Annotated in this window: 17 protein-coding genes and 3 pseudogenes; 4 read left to right on the top strand and 16 right to left on the bottom strand. The window is 63.6% G+C overall.

Going from position 1 to position 17,677, the window contains the following annotated elements:
* Positions 1-228: 228 nt before the first annotated feature.
* Positions 229-1,137 (bottom strand): peptidoglycan-binding protein, encoded by a 909-nt coding sequence (locus H9Q09_RS15620; protein WP_187391787.1) that lies wholly within the window; start codon positions 1,135-1,137, stop codon positions 229-231.
* 215 nt (positions 1,138-1,352) lie between these two features.
* On the opposite strand from H9Q09_RS15620, the gene H9Q09_RS15615 reads away from it, so the two are divergent.
* The 4 genes from H9Q09_RS15615 to H9Q09_RS22695 all read left to right on the top strand — a co-directional run bounded on the left by H9Q09_RS15615 (position 1,353) and on the right by H9Q09_RS22695 (position 3,986).
* The gene (locus tag H9Q09_RS15615; protein ID WP_187391786.1) at positions 1,353-1,955 is read left to right on the top strand and encodes a cytochrome c; all 603 of its coding nucleotides are present in this window, start codon (positions 1,353-1,355) and stop codon (positions 1,953-1,955) included.
* A gap of 16 nt (positions 1,956-1,971) precedes the next feature.
* Positions 1,972-2,832, top strand: a complete 861-nt coding sequence (locus tag H9Q09_RS15610; RefSeq protein ID WP_187391785.1) for a DUF305 domain-containing protein — start codon at positions 1,972-1,974, stop codon at positions 2,830-2,832.
* A gap of 125 nt (positions 2,833-2,957) precedes the next feature.
* On the top strand, positions 2,958-3,731 hold the full coding sequence (locus H9Q09_RS15605) for a glutaredoxin (RefSeq protein WP_187391784.1): 774 nt from the start codon (positions 2,958-2,960) through the stop codon (positions 3,729-3,731).
* 132 nt (positions 3,732-3,863) lie between these two features.
* Positions 3,864-3,986, top strand: a complete 123-nt coding sequence (locus tag H9Q09_RS22695; protein WP_266102233.1) for a hypothetical protein — start codon at positions 3,864-3,866, stop codon at positions 3,984-3,986.
* Between the two features lie 11 nt (positions 3,987-3,997).
* On the opposite strand, the gene H9Q09_RS15600 is transcribed toward H9Q09_RS22695, so the two are convergent.
* The 15 genes and pseudogenes from H9Q09_RS15600 to H9Q09_RS15530 all read right to left on the bottom strand — a co-directional run bounded on the left by H9Q09_RS15600 (position 3,998) and on the right by H9Q09_RS15530 (position 17,667).
* Positions 3,998-4,411 (bottom strand): cytochrome c, encoded by a 414-nt coding sequence (locus H9Q09_RS15600; protein ID WP_187391783.1) that lies wholly within the window; start codon positions 4,409-4,411, stop codon positions 3,998-4,000.
* Between the two features lie 10 nt (positions 4,412-4,421).
* Positions 4,422-5,774, bottom strand: a complete 1,353-nt coding sequence (locus tag H9Q09_RS15595) for a multicopper oxidase family protein (protein WP_246716168.1) — start codon at positions 5,772-5,774, stop codon at positions 4,422-4,424.
* A 136-nt stretch (positions 5,775-5,910) separates the two neighbouring features.
* A complete protein-coding gene (locus H9Q09_RS15590; protein ID WP_187391781.1) occupies positions 5,911-7,221 on the bottom strand; it encodes an adenylate/guanylate cyclase domain-containing protein in 1,311 nt (436 codons plus the stop codon).
* 63 nt (positions 7,222-7,284) lie between these two features.
* The gene (locus H9Q09_RS15585; RefSeq protein ID WP_187391780.1) at positions 7,285-7,734 is read right to left on the bottom strand and encodes a DUF305 domain-containing protein; all 450 of its coding nucleotides are present in this window, start codon (positions 7,732-7,734) and stop codon (positions 7,285-7,287) included.
* 75 nt (positions 7,735-7,809) lie between these two features.
* Positions 7,810-8,091 carry a copper-binding protein gene (locus H9Q09_RS15580; RefSeq protein ID WP_187391802.1) on the bottom strand — a complete coding sequence of 94 codons (282 nt, stop codon included), beginning with the start codon at positions 8,089-8,091 and terminating at the stop codon, positions 7,810-7,812.
* Between the two features lie 87 nt (positions 8,092-8,178).
* Positions 8,179-8,568, bottom strand: a complete 390-nt coding sequence (locus H9Q09_RS15575; RefSeq protein WP_187391779.1) for a hypothetical protein — start codon at positions 8,566-8,568, stop codon at positions 8,179-8,181.
* A gap of 31 nt (positions 8,569-8,599) precedes the next feature.
* On the bottom strand, positions 8,600-9,088 hold the full coding sequence (locus H9Q09_RS15570; protein ID WP_187391778.1) for a plastocyanin/azurin family copper-binding protein: 489 nt from the start codon (positions 9,086-9,088) through the stop codon (positions 8,600-8,602).
* 45 nt (positions 9,089-9,133) lie between these two features.
* Positions 9,134-10,525: a copper oxidase gene (locus H9Q09_RS15565; protein WP_187391777.1), complete on the bottom strand. Its 1,392-nt coding sequence runs from the start codon at positions 10,523-10,525 to the stop codon at positions 9,134-9,136.
* Between the two features lie 17 nt (positions 10,526-10,542).
* Positions 10,543-11,997 carry a TolC family protein gene (locus H9Q09_RS15560; protein ID WP_187391776.1) on the bottom strand — a complete coding sequence of 485 codons (1,455 nt, stop codon included), beginning with the start codon at positions 11,995-11,997 and terminating at the stop codon, positions 10,543-10,545.
* A 403-nt stretch (positions 11,998-12,400) separates the two neighbouring features.
* Positions 12,401-12,730 carry a hypothetical protein gene (locus H9Q09_RS15555; protein WP_187391775.1) on the bottom strand — a complete coding sequence of 110 codons (330 nt, stop codon included), beginning with the start codon at positions 12,728-12,730 and terminating at the stop codon, positions 12,401-12,403.
* Between the two features lie 130 nt (positions 12,731-12,860).
* Positions 12,861-13,957: pseudogene (locus H9Q09_RS15550) on the bottom strand (ISAs1 family transposase).
* Between the two features lie 202 nt (positions 13,958-14,159).
* A pseudogene (locus H9Q09_RS15545) lies at positions 14,160-15,543 on the bottom strand (MFS transporter).
* Positions 15,537-16,532: pseudogene (dmeF, locus tag H9Q09_RS15540) on the bottom strand (CDF family Co(II)/Ni(II) efflux transporter DmeF). The pseudogenes H9Q09_RS15545 and dmeF overlap by 7 nt, the downstream one beginning before the upstream one ends.
* 20 nt (positions 16,533-16,552) lie before the next feature.
* Entirely contained in the window at positions 16,553-16,831 is a 279-nt protein-coding gene (locus H9Q09_RS15535; RefSeq protein ID WP_187391774.1) for a metal/formaldehyde-sensitive transcriptional repressor, read from the bottom strand.
* Between the two features lie 107 nt (positions 16,832-16,938).
* Entirely contained in the window at positions 16,939-17,667 is a 729-nt protein-coding gene (locus H9Q09_RS15530) for a hypothetical protein (RefSeq protein WP_187391773.1), read from the bottom strand.
* Between the last annotated feature and the right edge of the window lie 10 nt (positions 17,668-17,677).

Below are 17,677 nucleotides of genomic sequence, written 5' to 3'. Positions count from 1 at the left end.
ATGTCGGCGGCCATCTTTGCCGAGCCAGCCGCATGCGCAACCGAACTCGCCGCGAATGCGGCGAGGAGTGCGACAAATATCAGGCGGGCGATGAACTGCATGAGCGTAGGCTATTCCTCGTTCGATCCAATTGCCAGCGCGGCACATTGGCGGTCCTGGAGCCAGACCGGGTCATGGCGAGCGGCCCACCTGGCTCTCCTACACCTCCGACGTGTGACGTCACGATGGCTAAGCAACCTCGTTGTGAACAAGTGGGGCTTCCACTCGCTGGAAGGTCAAGAGCGATGGGCGACGATTTTCGTCGCCTTCGGCTAGAGCCGCCGCATTAGGTGTCGTCCGAGGGTTCTGATTTGCGGAAACACGGGCGTCGATGGAGCCACTTGCGCGGGCGTCGCCACCCGTCACTGTTTCCAAACCGGCTGACACGAGCGTGAAGAGGGTGAAGCCTCCCACGAAAGCGAGCACAGATCCCCGATCATCCTCGCGCGCCTCGTGTGCCTCTTCCAGCATGTCCTCGACGGCTGCCACGGTCAGCAAGCCGGCAACGAAGACGAGGGCTGCCATTTTCACACTCTCTCCCGCACCGCGCAGCACGAAGAATGCGACGAGGGCGGACCCGACACAAAACAGGATGAACGACGCCGAAAGAAGCAGCCGACGCCGTCGGGGCACCCCCTTGTCCCGGAAGTTGGCCATCGCGGCGTAGCCTTCCGGGACATCGGCCAATACCTGGCCGAACGCCAGAACCAACGCGAGGCTGCTGGATACGGCCGATCCCGTTCCGAGCATCATGCCGTCGCTGGTGAGATCCACCGCGACGGCCACGTAGATCATCCACATCCCCGTTCGGCTGCCGCGGTTGCCCTTCTTCTGAAGTCCCTCCACGAGGGCCTCGATCATGACATAGGAGACGCCGCCCGCCGCGAAGGCTGCCGCGAGCCACCAGCCGGCCAGAACATCGACGGCCTCGGGGATCAGTTCGACCGCAACGATCGCGATGACGATTCCGGAAGCGGCATGCAGCGCCCAATTCAGTAGCCGGGAGGACGGCTTCCAGAACTCTGCAACGAGCCCTCCTGCGAAATTTCCCGCTCCCGGCAGGAGTGCCAGCAAGAAAACCTGCCAGAAACTACTCATCTCACCGGTCCTAAACTCATATTTCGTCGAATTCTCTATAGTATACTTAATATGTCGCTGACACAGCGGGATTAGCAATCGGACCACCCATAGCCGCCTTCTCAAGTTCCGCGGAACGCTCAAGAGCGGCTTCGCATTCTATCGGACATCGAACTCGTGGCAATTCCCTCAGGCAGCGCGGGCTGAGCGGACGAATTTGACAGGAGAGATGTACGATGAAGCGACTCGGACTTGGTCTTCTCTTGGGCATCATCGGAACAGTGCTGACCGCGATCGCCATATGGCTCACGGTGACATATACTGGAGCATACAACATCGCTGCTTCCGCTCAGCATACCGATGCCGTGCGCTGGACGTTGGACACGACGATGCGTCGCTCCGTCGAACGACGTGCGGGGGACGTTGTGTTGCCCGAAAGCTTTCCGGACGAGCTCATCGCTGAAGGCGCAGCTCATTACGCAGAAAGTTGTGTCTACTGCCATGGTGCGCCGGGCCAGGACCCGGCGGAATGGTCGCGAGGAATGCGGCCGGAGCCGCCACATCTGGCGGAAGCAGCGGCAGAGTGGCGACCCGAAGAAATCCGCTGGATCATCGAGAACGGCATCAGGATGACGGGGATGCCGGCCTTCGGCGATCACCACAAACCCGACGAGATCGTCGCGCTGACCGCGTTCGTGGCGCGGTTGCCCGGGCTGACCTCTGAGGATTTTCGAATGATGACAGGCGACGCCGCCGATACCGACGGGAACGGTGTGCCCGCGGGTGGCGGTGAAGCTCGAGATGGGGACGGCATCGCCCCCGCCCCAAAGGCCGATTAGGGAGAAGCCCAGACCAATGTCTTACGTGCGATTTGGACTGATGATCCTCACCTCGACCGTGGTGATGTTCGTCCTGATGTATCTCAACACCTACGCCCTGGAGCACGTCTTCTTCTCGGAGACGCGCACCTACATGGCGATCCTGATGGGCGCCACCATGGCCGTCATCATGCTGGCCTACATGCTGGGAATGTATGCCAACAAGGCGTTGAACATCGCGATCTTCGCGGGCGCCATCGTCGTCTTCGCGCTCTCCCTGTGGCTCGTGCGCAGCCAGGTCACGGTCTCCGGGCCGAGCTACATGCAGGCGATGATCCCGCACCATTCCATTGCCATCATGACCTCCGAGCGGGCACAGATTCGCGATCCGCGGGTGCGGAAGATGGCGGACGAGATCATCGAGGCGCAGCGGCGCGAGATCGCCGAGATGCGCTACCTCATCGCCGAGGTGTCGGACGGCAACACGGTGGATTCCATCTATCAGGACCCGCCGGCTGAGGTCGGCACCATCGAGGACGCCCTCGGCCAGGCCCTGGTCTCGACGCTCGACCCCTCCCCGATGCCGAAGGCCGAGGCAGACGAGATCCTTGCAGCCGGATCGCGCTGCGTCTTCCACCGCAGCCCCGAGACCGACCCCATCTTCTGGGCCGCGCAGGACGGCGCCGACGGAGCCATGAAACTGAACGGCGTCCTCGTGCCGCTGGAAGCGCAGGACCGGACGGAGACCGGCGTCGTCTACGGGGCGCCGGGCGTGTCCGTCGCCGTCCGTCCCCTGGGGGAAGAGGCCGACTGGCGATCCGATGCCGAGCTGGTCTTCACGCTCGATCAGGGGCTGACGGTCGGCTATCGCGGCTTTTATGGATGTAAACCCGCCTGATCGGCGCAAGGCTTCGACAGCCGATTCTCTGCGCAGACTTGACCTTCCAGCTACCGGGACCCTCATCTGGTACTGATGGTCAGTGAATGGATGTTTGGTCGCTGAACGCGGTTCATGGGAGGATCATGGTGAGTGCTGTATTGCCCTCTTCATCAGGAAAGAAGGCCGTCCTCTACCGGATGGTCATGGAGGGACATGTCTGCCCCTACGGGCTGAAGTCGAAGGACCTTCTCGAGCGCGAAGGGTACGCGGTCGACGACAACTGGCTGACCACCCGCGAGGAGACCGACGCCTTCAAGGCGAAGCATGGCGTCGAGACGACGCCGCAGGCCTTCATTGGCGGCGATCGCGTCGGCGGCTATACTGACCTGCGCGAACATTTCGGCAAGTCGGTCCAGTCGGAGGACGAGACCACCTACCAGCCGGTGATCGCCATCTTCTCGGTCGCCTTCCTGATGGCGCTGGCGGTCTCCTTCGCTGCATACGAGACGATCTTCACCGTGCGGGCGATCGAGTGGTTCTTCGCCATCTCCATGTGCCTGCTCGGCATCCAGAAGCTGCAGGACGTCGAAAGCTTCTCGACCATGTTCCTGAACTACGACCTCCTGGCCAAGCGATGGGTGCGCTACGGCAAGATCTACCCGTTCGGCGAGACGCTGGCCGGCGTGCTGATGATCGCCGGCACCCTCACCTGGCTGTCGGCGCCGATCGCGCTGATCATCGGGACGATCGGCGCCGTCTCGGTCTTCTATGCGGTCTATGTGCAGAAGCGCGAACTCAAATGCGCCTGCGTCGGCGGCGGCTCGAACGTGCCCCTGGGCTTCGTGTCGCTGACCGAGAACCTCGTCATGATCGGCATGGGCCTGTGGATGCCCCTGCGCATGATCTGGGGAGGCTGAAGCCTCCTCGTTCCAACCATGTGCCAACACTGCGGACAAGGATCGGGGACGCTCCTCGTCTTCGACAAGAACTCCGGCGTTGGCTCGCAAGACTACCCGACGGAAAAGCCACCTTTAGCAAGGAGAACAACGATGATGGGCGAACACTCTGGCGATATGGGATGGATGCCCTTTGGCATGGGACTCTGGGGCATTCTGGTCCTTGTGGTCTTCGTGCTGGTGATCGCGGCGCTGGTGAAATACCTGCGACGATGATCGTGGCGGGGTCAGAAGATGCCGTTGGCCTTCTGGACCTCGCGAACATAGGCGACGATGTCGGCGACTTGCCGCTCGCTCACGCCCGCGACCGGCGGCATGTTTCCGAAGCCCCAGTGGTGGGCACGAACGCCTTGGGTCGCGGCGATCAGGAATGCCTGGTCGCCATGGTGGTTCGGCTCGTAGATCCGGTGGATCAGCGGCGGCCCCTGTCCGGTGCCGCCGGCGTTCTGCCCGTGACAGGCAGCACAGTTCGCGGCGAAGAGTTCCTGTCCACGCTCTGCCCGGACGGAGAGCTGCGGGACTGTCACGGCCACGATATGCGCGTCGGATGGCGTTCCCCCGGAGAGGGTCCGCCAGACAAGGAACGCGCCAATTGCGAGCGCGCCGGCGATGGCCGAAATGGTCGCTTTCGATACCGTCATCGGCGTCTCCTCATGTCACGTCGAACCAGGTCATCATGCCGCCGGCGGCATGCTCCAGCATGTGGCAATGGAGCAGCCATTTCCCGGGATTGTCGGCGATAAAGGCGATCTCGATCGTCTCGTCGGGCATCATCAGCTCGGTGTCGCGCAGGACCGGGCTCGCAACGGGCCTGCCGTCGCGGGAGACGACACGGAAGTGGTGACCGTGGACATGCATCGCATGGGGCCACCGGGTCGCGTTGCGCAGGGTGAAGACGATCGGACGGCCTCGCGCCACCGTCGCGAGCGGTTGGTCCATGTCGCCGGCCACCCCATTGAACGACCAGACCCGGCCTTTCGAGACGAGTTCGCGCATGTCCATCCAGCGTCCCTGATGCGTGGCGCCCTGCATGCTGCCCATGGCGCCGCCCTCCATCACCAGATCGGTTCTGAAGGCGTCCGATAATTCGGGCAGAGGGGCCGGGCCGGACAGCGGCAGCCCGACAGGATCGGGATATCGCGATCGCACGGGGTCCCCTTGAAGCGCGAACGTGGCCATCTCGAAAGGCCCATCCCGCGTCTGGAGCGACAGCGGGATCGTGTCCCCGTCCGCTCCGGCAAAGTCGACCAGGAGGTCGGCCCTTTGTGCGGGCGCAAGCTGGACGGTTCCGCTTAGCGCTTCGATCGTCGTCGGCATGCCGTCGAGCGCCAGCAGGCGCATCGGCAGATCCGCAAAGGCGATCTCCATGATCCGCGCATTGGCCGCATTGATCAGGCGCACCCGGACCCGCTCGTTCGGCCGGACGATGATCTTTGAGCCCAGGCGTCCGTTGACCGTCGGCGTGTTGCCGATGCGGCCGCCATGTGCCCATTCCATCATCTGGCCGAAGCCGTCTGCGATGGCGCCGTCTTGGGCGAGACGCCAGTCGTCGAGGACCAGGACAAGGTCGCGGTCGGCGCCCCGCCAAGGCTCAGGCTCGTCGACGATCAGCGCCCCGTGAAGCCCGCGGGCATTCTGCTCCCAGGATCGATTGTGGGAATGGTACCAGTAGGTCCCCGGATCCGGCGCGGCGAAATCGTAGGAAAATTGCTCGCCCGGCGCGATCGCCGCCTGCGTCAGCCCGGGCACGCCATCCATCGCGTTGTCGATCCGGATGCCGTGCCAGTGCACGCTGGTCGGCTGGTCGAGGCCGTTCTCGACATCGACGGCCAGGCGTTCGCCTGCACGCACCCGCAGCACCGGCCCGGGCGCGGTACCGTTGAATGCCCAGACTGGCGTTGGGCCTGCGAATGTCTCGGGCACGATCTGCGACTGGCCTACGGCAGCGACGAGACGGTGCCGCGTGGCGGCGGATGCCCTCGGTATTCCGGTCGTTGCAAGCATCGCGCACGATCCGAGCAGGAAGCTCCGGCGACTGATCGGACATGTCATCGTGCTGGCCCTCCCCAGCCGCAGAAGCCTTCATCGTGCGCCGGTGCGACCGTCTGGCTCGGATTGATCGCCGCAGCGGCGGCAGATGTCATGAAACCTTTCCCCTGCCCGCCATTTCAGGCACTGCGGGACGTGCTCGACTAGATGGAAGGTAGACGACATCCGACATTCCAGTCCGACCAGGGATCCTTGCACGGGACTTCACGGTCCAGCGTTCGTCCAACCGGTGCTCATGCAACCGCTCGGCCATGGCTCGCGACATCACGATATCCGCGTCGAGGCTTCGACACATCGCCTGAAGCCGGCTCGCAAGGTTTACGGCGTCGCCGAGTACAGTGCATTCGTTATGAGCCCCGGCGGCGATTACGCCTCCAATGACGCTCCCATGGTGCAGGCCTATGCCGAAAGACAGCGCAGCTTCACCGGAGCCGACACGTCGGTCACTCCACGCGTCAAGCTGCTGAATCAACTGCTGGGAACAGTCGAATGCATTCGCGGTGTCCTGCTGGCTGGATGCGGGAAAGCCAAATACGACCATGACCCCATCGCCGATGAACTTGTCGATGGTGCCACCGTATTCAGAGACCATCGCGACGACGCGGTACCTGAAGTCCGATAGCAGTGATGCGACCTCCTCAAGGGGCATCTTCTCTGCGAGGCTGGTGAACCCGCGGATATCCAGGAACATGACGGCCGCCTCGTGGCGTGCCAGGCCAACGCCCAACCCTCTCGAAGCGAGGAGTTCGGCTGTCCCCGGAGAAAAGAAGCGAGCGAGGTTGGCGCGCTCACTCGACTTCGACAACGTTGATCTCACCAAGCGTTTGATGTCCACGACCAGCATGATCTGGATGGCCGCAACAGCGGCGAATGCCAGAAGCCGAACACTGGCCGCCTGGAGATCTTCCTGCGCGAGGCCCAATCGGTAGGGGTCAGCGAAGAGTGACATCGCCCCAGTTACGATAGACCCGAGCGACACGATCGCTGCGAAGAAGAGGACGGGTCCGACACGCATTCGCATGCTGGCATGCGCCAGGAGGACGAACGCGATGGCGAGACTTGGCGTGGCCAGCGCATCGGAGACCGAGATTCCCGGGATGAACATGTGCTCTGCCGCGAGGTAGACGACAAGCACCGCGTCGATGAACACGTAAACCCAGTTGAAACTCGCTCGGAACGCGCCTGTCGCGACGAGAAGCACTGCGGTGAAGGACGTGCCCGTGTAAGCGGCGAGCAGTATCAGGTGGATCCCATGGCTCTCGATGTCCGGTTCCAAAGCCACCGAAATCGCAAAGACCGCCAATGCGAAGAACCGCCAGATGACGGTCCGCATCTCATTGCGGGATTCCACCCGGATGATCGTCCGATCAAGTTCCTCCCCTGCAAAGTCGACTACTGCCATCAGTGTGAATTGCGCTCCGCCGCAAACGATTCCCGTTTTCGATCTTGAAGGTCACTCAGCGAATCAGTCCTGGCCCTCGAGATCGGCAATCAGAGCCTTCATCTCGCCGATTTCCCGGCGCTGCGCCTCGATGATCTCGTCAGCGAGCTTGCGGACGCGCGGATCGGAGATGTTGGCGCGCTCGCTGGTCAGGATAGCGATCGAATGATGCGGGATCATCGCTTTCATCCAGGCGACGTCCGCGACCGTGTCCTGGCTGCGCACGAGATAGAGCGAGCCGGCGAAGGCGATGATTGCAGCGGCGAAGATCGCGATATTGGCCGTCCGGTTCCGGTACATGCCGAGCATGAAGGCCAGCATGATGACGGCCATTGTCGCCCCCATGACGATCGCCATCCACGCCCGGGTTTCGCTGAAAAGGATATGATCGAGGCTGTAAGTGTTCAGATACATCAGTCCGAACATCACGATGGTGGAGGTCGCGATCATCGCGCCGAAGATCGAGTATTTCATGGTGCGGGTCTCTGGATGGTGGGACTTGGGACGTGGTCCCGCCGGGCGGTTGGTGCCGCCCGGCGGGAAAGTCCATTATTTCATCTCGACGACGGTCAACTTGCCGCGAACTCGTTCCGCAACGAACTCGATCGCCTGACCTTCCTTCGCCGTTTCCAGCATCGCCGGATCGGCGACGACGAACACCATTGTCATCGCCGGCATGTCGAGATTGACCAGTTCCTCATGCTTGATCGTCAGCTTCTTGGCCTTGGCGTCGACCTTCTGCACGGTTCCTTTGGTGAATTCAGCGGCTATCGATGGACTCGCCACGGAGAACGCAAGGAACGCGAAGGTCGCAATTTTGGTCAATTTCATCGTATTTTTTCCTTTAGAAGATTTGATTTCTTTGGTCGCGAGTGTCGCTAGCCAGACGCTCTTCCATCTGGCCAACGATAACCAGCATTACAGCAGGCCATACTCGGATCCGGGAACGAGGAAGTTCCAGCCGAGAGGGGTCGGGGCAGTTGCCTTTCCGGTCGCGAAACTCCCAGACTGCACCTGATCTCTTCGGGTCTCCTCCAGCTTCTCAATCCCATATTCAGAGCCGGGAATGATGTTGTGGTTGCTTACGCCTGCATCTGGAACGCTGTAGCCGAACGTCTGAGGCGGATGACTAAATATGGTATGATCCACCGAATTTGGCGGGATATGCCCTCCTCCTTTCGCTATCGCAAGGCGTTCGGCAGTCTCATGACTTTCGATTCCAGCTTCCGATCCGGGCACTAGCCCGCCGGCGAAGGCAGATGAGGTGATCAGCGTGCTCGAAATAGCCGCGATGAGAATCTTTTTCATTTGTTACATTCCTCGTATTCAGTGTTTGAGATTACTTGGCGGCCACGTCTAGCGGACCGTGCATGCCGGATTCGTAGTGGCCGGGGATCAGACAGGCGAACTCGAAGCTGCCGTCATTGGTGAAGGTCCAGGCGATCTGGCCGCTCTCCCCGGGCGCCAGACGCACGGAGTTCGGATCGGCGTGCTCCATCTCCGGGAACTTCTCCATGAGCCCCTTGTGCTCCTGGATCGCCTCCTGTTCGTCCATGACGAACTCGTGCTCAAGCTCGCCATCGTTGCGGATGTCCAGAAGCACGGTTTCGCCCCGCTTGACCGCGATCGACGACGGCTCGAACAGCATCTCGCCGTCGTCAGTCTCCAGCATCCGCACGGCGATCGTTCGCCCCGCTTGCGCGGGCTCCGCCGGCTTGCCGAGCATCATCTCGTCGTCATGTCCCCCCGAATGGCTCCCGGCCGCCAGGGCGGTGGCAGGAGCCAGCGGCAACATGGCGGCCAGCAGCAGCGTCGTAAGTTTGCGCATGGTTGGTCCTCTTTGGTTGTGGTTGATGTCCCTTGCGTCCCGGCCTCAATGGCCGGAATGATCGCCGCCAGCCGGCATGACCCGTCTGGCGGATGGCGTGTGGGGAAGTGCGGCACCGTCAGCGCTGCCAGCCGGCGCGGCAGGCGCTTCAGGGAGCGATCCGGTCCACTCGTAGGACACCGTTCCGGCGGGAAACTCGTAATCGCCTGGATCGGCATAATCGTCGGCCGCAAGCCCGTCCCGAACCTTCATCACGGTGAACATGCCGCCCATCTCGAGGGAGCCGAACTGCCCCCAGCCGGCCATCATCGGGATCGTGTTGTCCGGCAGCGGCATCGCCATCTCGGCCATTTCGGCCATCCCGGTTTCGCCCATCGGCATGTAGTCCGGTTGGATCTGGCGGATCTTCGCCGCAACCCTGGCCTTGTTGGCATTCATCGGCGTCGGGATGTCGTGTCCCATCGCGTTCATCGTGTGGTGCGACTTGTGGCAATGCAGGGCCCAGTCGCCCGGATAGACCGCGTCGAACTCGTAGGCGCGCATCGCCCCCACGGGAATGTCGATCGAGACCTCCGGCCAGCGTGCCTCGGGCTTCACCCACCCTCCGTCGGTGCAGGTCACCTCGAAGTCGTAACCGTGCATGTGGATCGGGTGATTGGTCATCGTCAGGTTTCCGACCCGCACCCGTACCCGGTCGCCGGTCGCGGCGACGAGAGGTGCAACATCCGGGAAAACCCGGGCATTGATCGCCCACAGATTGAAGTCGGTCATCTCCATGACCTTCGGCAGATACGCACCGGGATCGATGTCGTAGGCCGACAGCATGAAGACGAAGTCCCGATCGACCGGCATGAAGGCCGGGTCCTTCGGATGGATGATGAACATGCCCATCATCCCCATGGCCATCTGGACCATCTCGTCGCCATGCGGATGGTACATGAAGGTCCCGCTCTTCACGGCGTCGAACTCGTAGACGAACGTCTTGCCCGGCGGGATACCCGGCTGGGTCAGGCCGGTCACGCCGTCCATGCCGCAGGGCAGAATGACGCCGTGCCAGTGAACGGTCGTGTGCTCCCTCAACTTGTTCGATACGAAGATCCGCACCCGGTCGCCTTCGACGCATTCGATGGTCGGTCCCGGCGCTTGGCCGTTGTAGCCCCACAGATAGGCGGTCATGCCCTCGCCCATCTCCCGCTCCACCGGTTCGGCAACGAGGTGGAACTCCTTGACGCCGTTGTTCATGCGGAAGGGCAGCGACCAGCCGTTCAGCGTCACCACCGGGTTGTAGTCCGGCCCGGCCGTCGGCATCAGCGGCGGCTGGGTGGCCGCCGTTTCCATGATCGGCGCTTCCGGAAGCCCCATGGCCGACGTCTTCGACCAGGCGGCGACACCTGCAAGAGCCGCTCCGGCCCCGATGAATTGTCGTCTCGAAACCATCGTTCGGATCCTTTCGATCATTCGTCGCCGGAGGCTGACGCCATCTCGGCGCCACCGGCGGCTTCGGACGCATCTTCGCCGCCGCCGTAGACGGCCGCGGTGAGAGCAGCGTCGGCGAGGTGGAATTCGCGCTTTGCGTTGAGGGAGAGCAGGATCGCGTCGAGCTTCGCCCGCGTATCGGCGAGGAGATCGAAGGTGCTCGTGATCATCCCGTTGTAGGTGAGAAGAGCTTCCTTCTCGACCGTCGTCCGCAATGGCACGACGCGGGAGCGGTAGTGCCGGGCGATATCGCTGCGGCCGCGATAGGCCTTGTAGGCAGCGCGTGCCTGCGACCGGATGTCGACGGCTTTGGCTGCCAGTTGGTTGGCGGCCTTCAGGTACTGGAATTCCGCCTTTCGAAGCCGGGCCTGCCCGCTGTCGAAGATCGGGATTTCGAGCCCCACTTCGATGACACCCGAAACGACGTTGTTCGTTTCTTCAGTTCCGTCCTCCCGCTCTTCGACTTCCTCCTCCACTTCCAGGCCGGCAGCCAGTTCCAGGTCCGACACGTATCGCGTGGCCTTCGTCAGGCCGTAGGACCGGGCCAGAGCCTCAAGTTCGAGACGCGCGACCTGAAGGTCGACCCGGTTGCGAAGGGCTTCCGCCTCGATGGCCTTGAAGTCCTTCAGCTTGCCGGGCAGTGCGGGCAGTGCGTTCGGAACCTCGAAATCGAGATTCTTCCCCCATACGCCCATCACCCGGTAAAGCTTTTCCTTCGCCAGTTGCGCGGCCAGTCGCGCTTCGGCCGTCCGTCCGGTCAGTTCGGCATAGAAGGCCTGTTCGCGGGCCTGCTCGACCTTCGGCATCGCTCCGGTCCGACCCAGTTCGCTGGCCAGTTCCGCGGCAGCGTCCGCGGCGACCTTCGCACGGTTCAGATAGGCGACCGTCTCCCAGGCCGCGACAGCCTCGATCCATGCCTCACGCGTTCTGGCCGCAAGCGCCAGCGTTGCGTCGACGGCCCGCAATTGCGCCTGGAGGACACGAACCTCCGCGACGTCGAGGCGCCGTTCCCGGGTCATCATCCGGATGATGTTGGCGGCGATTACCCCCTCGATCGTCCGTCCGACACCAATCCCGCTGTAGGAAAGCGAAAGCCTCGGATTGACGGGGAGCCCTTCCTGCCAGAGTTCGGCAACCGACAATCCGACCTCTGCATAGTCCGCCTGCAACGTCTTGTTGCTGAGAAGCGCGACCTGCACCGCCGTATCGGCGCCGATATATTTCGCCGCGAGCAGGTTCCGCACCCGCTCATTGGCTGCCGCAGCCTGCGCCTGATCCTGGACCCAGACCGTTTCCTTTCCGAGGCGGCGTCCGGCGTCTGCCGACACGACACTGAAGCCGAGATCCGGCTCGAATGTCTCCGAAGCCGCAACGCAGCCGGACATGATCAGCGGCAGGAGAAGGACGCTGCTCACCTTGAACAGCGGCCTCATCGTGCCGGCTCCGGGCCAGCAACGGGCGCCATATCTACGCCTGTGCCGCGAAAGCCTGCTGGCTCGCGGACAGTGCGATGGGTATAGGCGCCGACCACGGGAGCACGGCTGGGTGTTCCGCCAAGGATGCTCGGGTCCTCAGGCGACGGGAATACGGTTGTCTCGGGCAGACCCCGAGCAGCGTCCGCACAGCCCGCCAGAAGCAGGCCGGGCAGGATGCCGGCAATGATGGAGAATCTCATTGTTGAACCTGAACGCCATACCGTTCGCCGCGAGATGCGCCTCGCGGAACCGGTCATGGGGGAAGAGGATCAGGCTTCGCCGTGGGCAAATTCCTGACGTCCACGCTTGCGACCAAGGAATGGCCGGAAGACGCAATAAGGCTGATGGAAGCCCTGGACGATCAGATTCGAGGAGGACGCTCGGTGGCGGGACCGGATTGTCCGGTCAGATCCGTCGTGAGGATCGGATAGGACAGATCGCGGCTGACCGGCACGGCGTCGGTCGGCCCGACGGCCCGCGAGACTGCCGTCAGGCAGTGCGTCGCACAGTCACTTCCGCCGGTGGCCTTGTGATCATGAGCCTTCGCGGGCGCATGGTGGCCATCGTGCGCATGCCCGGGTTCGCCGGCCATATCCGCCTGGGCGACTATCGCCATGGACAGAGGCTGCGACGACATGATGGGGGTTTCCGCCCCTACCGATCCGACGGACGCGAACAGCATGCTCAGCATGACCGCGAGAGCAGTCAGCAGCCGAGCAGGCGTGCGAGCATGGGATCGGTGAAACATCATCGCGCTGTGGGTATCATGAACTTAAAGAGGTGTCCATACTTAGAGCCCTGCCCTTCAGGGCAATCGCATTTCAGAACAGGCTGAGCAGGTGAGAGAGGAATGCGTTGTCCCAGCCTGCCCTTTGGAATTTCCCCTTCAAGGATTCCTTTGAGCCGTCCTTCTGCATGACGTTAAGCGCCATGTGGCGCAGCACGGCGAGGTTTTGGGGGCCGTTGCCGATGCGGGTTCGATCCTGGTCCTCGTTCATGACGACGTCGAGCCGCCAGTGCAAACGGTTCTCGACGCTCCAATGCTCACGGGCGACTTGGTTGAAGCGTTCGGCGGAGAGCGCCCTCGAGAGAAGATAGGGGGCCGTTTCGGTCGTCGTCTTCGGCCCGCACTGACGCACCCGGACGACCTTGCCGACGGCGGCAAAAGGCCGGGCCAGCGATGGTCGGCCTGCAGCCAGTCGATATCGGTCGAGACTGTGGCCGTGCGGGTTTCGATGCGGCCGTGGTCGGCATCGACGGTGCGCGCCTCCGCCTCCGCCTCGCGCGCCGGATCATCGAGAAAGGTGACGACATCATCGTGCAACCTGCCCTGATTGCCCTTCAACGCCAGCACATAGTCGCCGCCCTGATCGACGATCTGTTTGGCGATCGCACGCTGGCAGTTCAGCGCATCGGCCGTCACGATGGTGCCCTTCAGCGACAGCATCGCCAAAAGCTTCGGCACCGCGGTGATCTCGTTCGACGTGGCGTCGGTGGCGATCTGCGCCAGCACCAGACGCTGCTCGCAGCCCCAGGCGCTGACCATGTGCAGCGCCGACTTGCCGCTGGCGCGGTCGAAGGAGCGGCGCACCACCTTTCCATCGATCGCCACGACCCCTGCCACACCCTTTGAAAAGCGCTCCATAAAACGCTGAAAGACGCTGCCGAACTGCTCCGGATCGAGCTGGCGGAACAGCCGGCTGAACGTGTCGTGACTGGGCAGACCCTTCTCGAGCTTGAGGACCTCGCGCAGGAACCCCTCTTTCGCCTGGGCGAACCTTGCCATCGAGACCGCGCCTTGCCCGCCGCACAGCACCGAGCACAGCGCGATCACCAGGAGTTCGTGAAAATCATGCAGTTCGGCATTGCCGGTGCGCGGATCATCAAGCCCTTCCCAGCAGGCGACGAATTCTTCCACGGCATCCTCCCAACGGCGAAAATCCGCCGTCCAAGCGAAGAATCCATCGCAACCGCAAACGCAAGTGAACAATCAGACTACAAAAATTTCCAAATGCGATTCCCCTGCCCTGCCCTCGCCCTGCCCTCGTGGGACGCACCTGGCCCGACGCGACCACTTCCGTACTCCTGAAACCAACCCGTGTTCGGGGGAAGCCAGCGGGTCACCCACCGGCGGTACCGGTCGGCCAGGTCGCGTGGTGGTCGTCGATCACCAAAGCGTGCCGATGGCGGATCGGCTGGTGGCGATTCGGATGGCGGTGTGGCTCCGGACCTTCCCAGCCTTCGTGCTCGTGCCGGTGGTGATCGTCGTGGACGTGAGGGGTGTCATGCGCGAACGCCTGATGGGGATGCTCGACCTCGACGGGATCGTTTGCGGGCCAGAACGCCAGCGCCGCTGCGACATCCGCGGCTGCCCCTCCGGCTATCACGAGGAAGGTCGGGCCGAGCCCGATCGTTGCCCCGAGCCAACCGGCGGCCGGATAGGTGACGAGCCAGCAGGCATGCGAGAGGGCGAACTGGGCGGCGAAGACGGCGGGCCGGCTGTCGGCGTCGGAGGAGCGGCGGAGGAGGAGTCCGCCGGGTGTGCCGATTGCTGAGGCGGCCGCCCCGAGCAACGCCCAGAGGGCGAGGCTGCCGGTCCATCCGGGGCCGAAACTGGCGACGACGAGGAGACCCGCCATCGCGCTTGCGCCCGCGAGCATGACGGTGCGGGTGGGAACCCGGCCGAGAAGCCGCGACAGGAGGATGGCGACGGTCATCGAGCCAAGGCCGTAGGCGGCGAAGAGGAAGGCGACGTCGTTATTGGTGCCGCCGAGATCGGCGCGCACGAGCACGACCGTGTTGACGATCACCATCGACCCTCCCGACGAGGCCGCGAAGGACAGGGCCAGGAGACCTCGCAGGCGCGGTGTCGCGAGGTAGACGCGAATGCCCCGGGTGAGCTTGTCGACGAACCGCCCGCCGGTGGCCGCCTTCGCGACCGGAAGCGCGACCGAGACGACCAGCGCCACAGACCCGAGGAAGCCGAAGACCGTGCCGAGGAACAGCCAGTGGAAGGAGATCACGGTGAGCAGGAGCGCCGCCAGTAGCGGGCTGAAGAGCGACTCGAGGTCGTAGGCAAGCCGCGAGAGCGACAGGGCGTTCGTGTACTCCCGCTCGTCCGGCAGGATGTCGGGGATCGTGCCCTGGAAGGTCGGTGTGAACAGGGCCGACATCGACTGGAACGCAAAGACGAGGGCGTAGACCTGCCAGATCTCGGTGACGAAGGGCAGGACGAGCACGAAGGCCGCACGGGCGAGGTCGTGGGCCGACCAGCAGCGTCCGCCGCGGCAGGTAACCCGTCAGGACCCCGGCGAACTGCGAGACACCCACATAGGCGATCATCTTGATCGCAAGCGCAGTCCCGAGCACCGCGCCGGCGTCGGCGCCGGCAAGGTCGTAGGCGAGCAACCCGAGCGCTACCGTCGTCAGGCCGGTCCCGATCAGCGACAGAACCTGCGCTGCGAAAAGATGGCGATAGGTGCGATGGCGCAGGACTGTCAGCATCGGCTCGTTACCTCGAACCCGGCGAAGTCGCGGCTGGCCGCCTCGACGGATTCAAGCGCGTCGACCTCCACGGTAAGGTGGGAAAGGTCGTGGATGTGGGCGAGCTTGGCGCGATAGGTCTTCAGCGGGCGGGGTTGGGCGGTGACGATCGATACGATGGCCGCATGGTGGCCCGGGCCGACCTGCCAGACATGGAGATCGGTGATGCGGTCCCCGTCGGCCTCGATCGCCTCGCGGATCTCGTCGGGCAAGTCCTCGCCTTCCGGGACGTAGTCGAGGAGCACCGTCCCGGCATCCCGTACCAATCCCCATGACCAGCGGGCGATGACGAGAGCGCCGACGATGCCCATGACCGGGTCCAGCCAGATCCATCCGTAGAGGCTGCCGAGACCAAGCGCCGCAATGGCGAGGACCGAGGTCAGCGCGTCGGCGAGGACGTGAAGGTAGGCGGCCCGGAGATTGTTGTCGCGACCCCCGGCATGAGGGACGTCGTGATCATGATCATGGTCGTGATGCCCGTGATCGTGGCCATGGTGGTGGTGGTCGTCCTTCAGGAGCTACGCGCTCGCGAGGTTCACCGCGAGCCCGACGAAGGCCACCGCGATCGCCTGTCCGAACGAGATGGGCACGGGTGAGACGAGGCGCAGGAAGCTCTCGTAGCCGATGAGGAGAGCGACCAACGCGAGGATGATCGCGCTGGCGAATGCGGCGAGGTCTCCGAGCTTGCCTGTCCCGAACGTGAAGCGAGGGTTCCGGGCGTGCTTGCGAGCGAAGAAATAGGCACCGACGGTGATCAGCATGGCGGCCGCGTGCGTCGACATGTGAAGCCCGTCCGCGACCAGGGCCATGGAGCCGTAGATCGTACCGGCGACGATCTCGATCACCATCATGGAGACGGTCAAGGCGATCACGAGCCAGACACGGCGCTCGTTCCGACTATGGCCGTCGCCGAGAAAGACATGACTGTGGGAGCCGCCATGCTCCGACATCGCCGACACTTCCCCCCTCGTCACTTCAGGTAGGTCCGCAGGACCGCGATCAGGTCGGTCGCCCCCTTTGCCTTCTCCGGATCGTCCTCGCGATCAGGGTTCACCACGTGGTTGCGCACGTGCTCCTCCATCAGCTCGATTGTCAGGCCGTTCACGGCACCTCGGATGGAAGCGACGAGTTGCAGGACATCGCCACAAGGCGCCTTGTTCTCGAGGCTTCGGGCGACCGCGTCCAGTTGGCCCTGGAGCCGACGGATGCGGGCAATGAGCTTAGTCGGGTCGTTTGTGATATGAGCCATGATATAGGCCCCTACCCTATTTCAGGGCTTCCGTATAGCACGGGTCGGTCGGCATCCGGGATGCCGACCGACGGCGGGAAGCCGTCGATCGGCGGAGATGGCTGTTGTCAGACCTTGCGATCGAAGGCGGTGTAGGTGCCGCTCGTGCGCAGCGTCAGGGACACGGGCGCATCGCCGCGGTTACGCCAGAACCAACCGTGGTTGCCGGTGAAGGCCGCCTGGATGGTCCCCTCGTCGGAAGAGACCGAGCGCCCCTTTTCGTAGGAGATGTTCTGTCCGCCGCCGTCGCCATGGGTGTCGTAGTTGACCGCGCCGCCTTCCGAAACGACCCAGGCGAAGGATGCGATCTCGCCCTCCTGCATGGTCAGCTTGATCTCCGCGCCCTCCCCGGGGGCTAGTGTGATGGTCATCTCGTCCTGGCGCATCTCCTGAGCGACAGCCGACGAGACGAAGAGACCGCCGATCGCACCGAACAGGCTGGACTGCCGCTCCGGGGCGGGCGGTGCTGGCGGGGCCAGCGGGGCGACGGGCGGCGGAACCACGCCGACGGCGGCGGGCGGAAGCGTCGCCGCATTCGCACCGGTTGCCGGGGCAGCGCGGGCGGCTGCGTCCCTCGCGGCATCGGCTTCAGCCTCGGCCGCGAGCTGGGTCTTGATCTCGCCCATCTCCGTCAGGTTCAGCGCCGATCCGACCCCGGTCGGATCGATCCCGTACTCGGCGGGAAGCACGACGGCGACGAGGATCGCAGTGGCGGAGACCGCCGCGATGGCGGTCGAGCGCACCAGCTTCCGCGTGGACGGAAGCTCGGCGCGGGTGGGCATGTCGGTGTTGTACATGTGTCGGTAT

This window comes from Aurantimonas sp. DM33-3, assembly GCF_014334315.1.
In the GTDB taxonomy this organism is placed as follows: domain Bacteria; phylum Pseudomonadota; class Alphaproteobacteria; order Rhizobiales; family Rhizobiaceae; genus Aurantimonas; species Aurantimonas coralicida.
The sequence above is the reverse complement of the archived record's forward strand: the minus strand, read 5'-3'. Positions and strand labels throughout refer to the sequence as shown.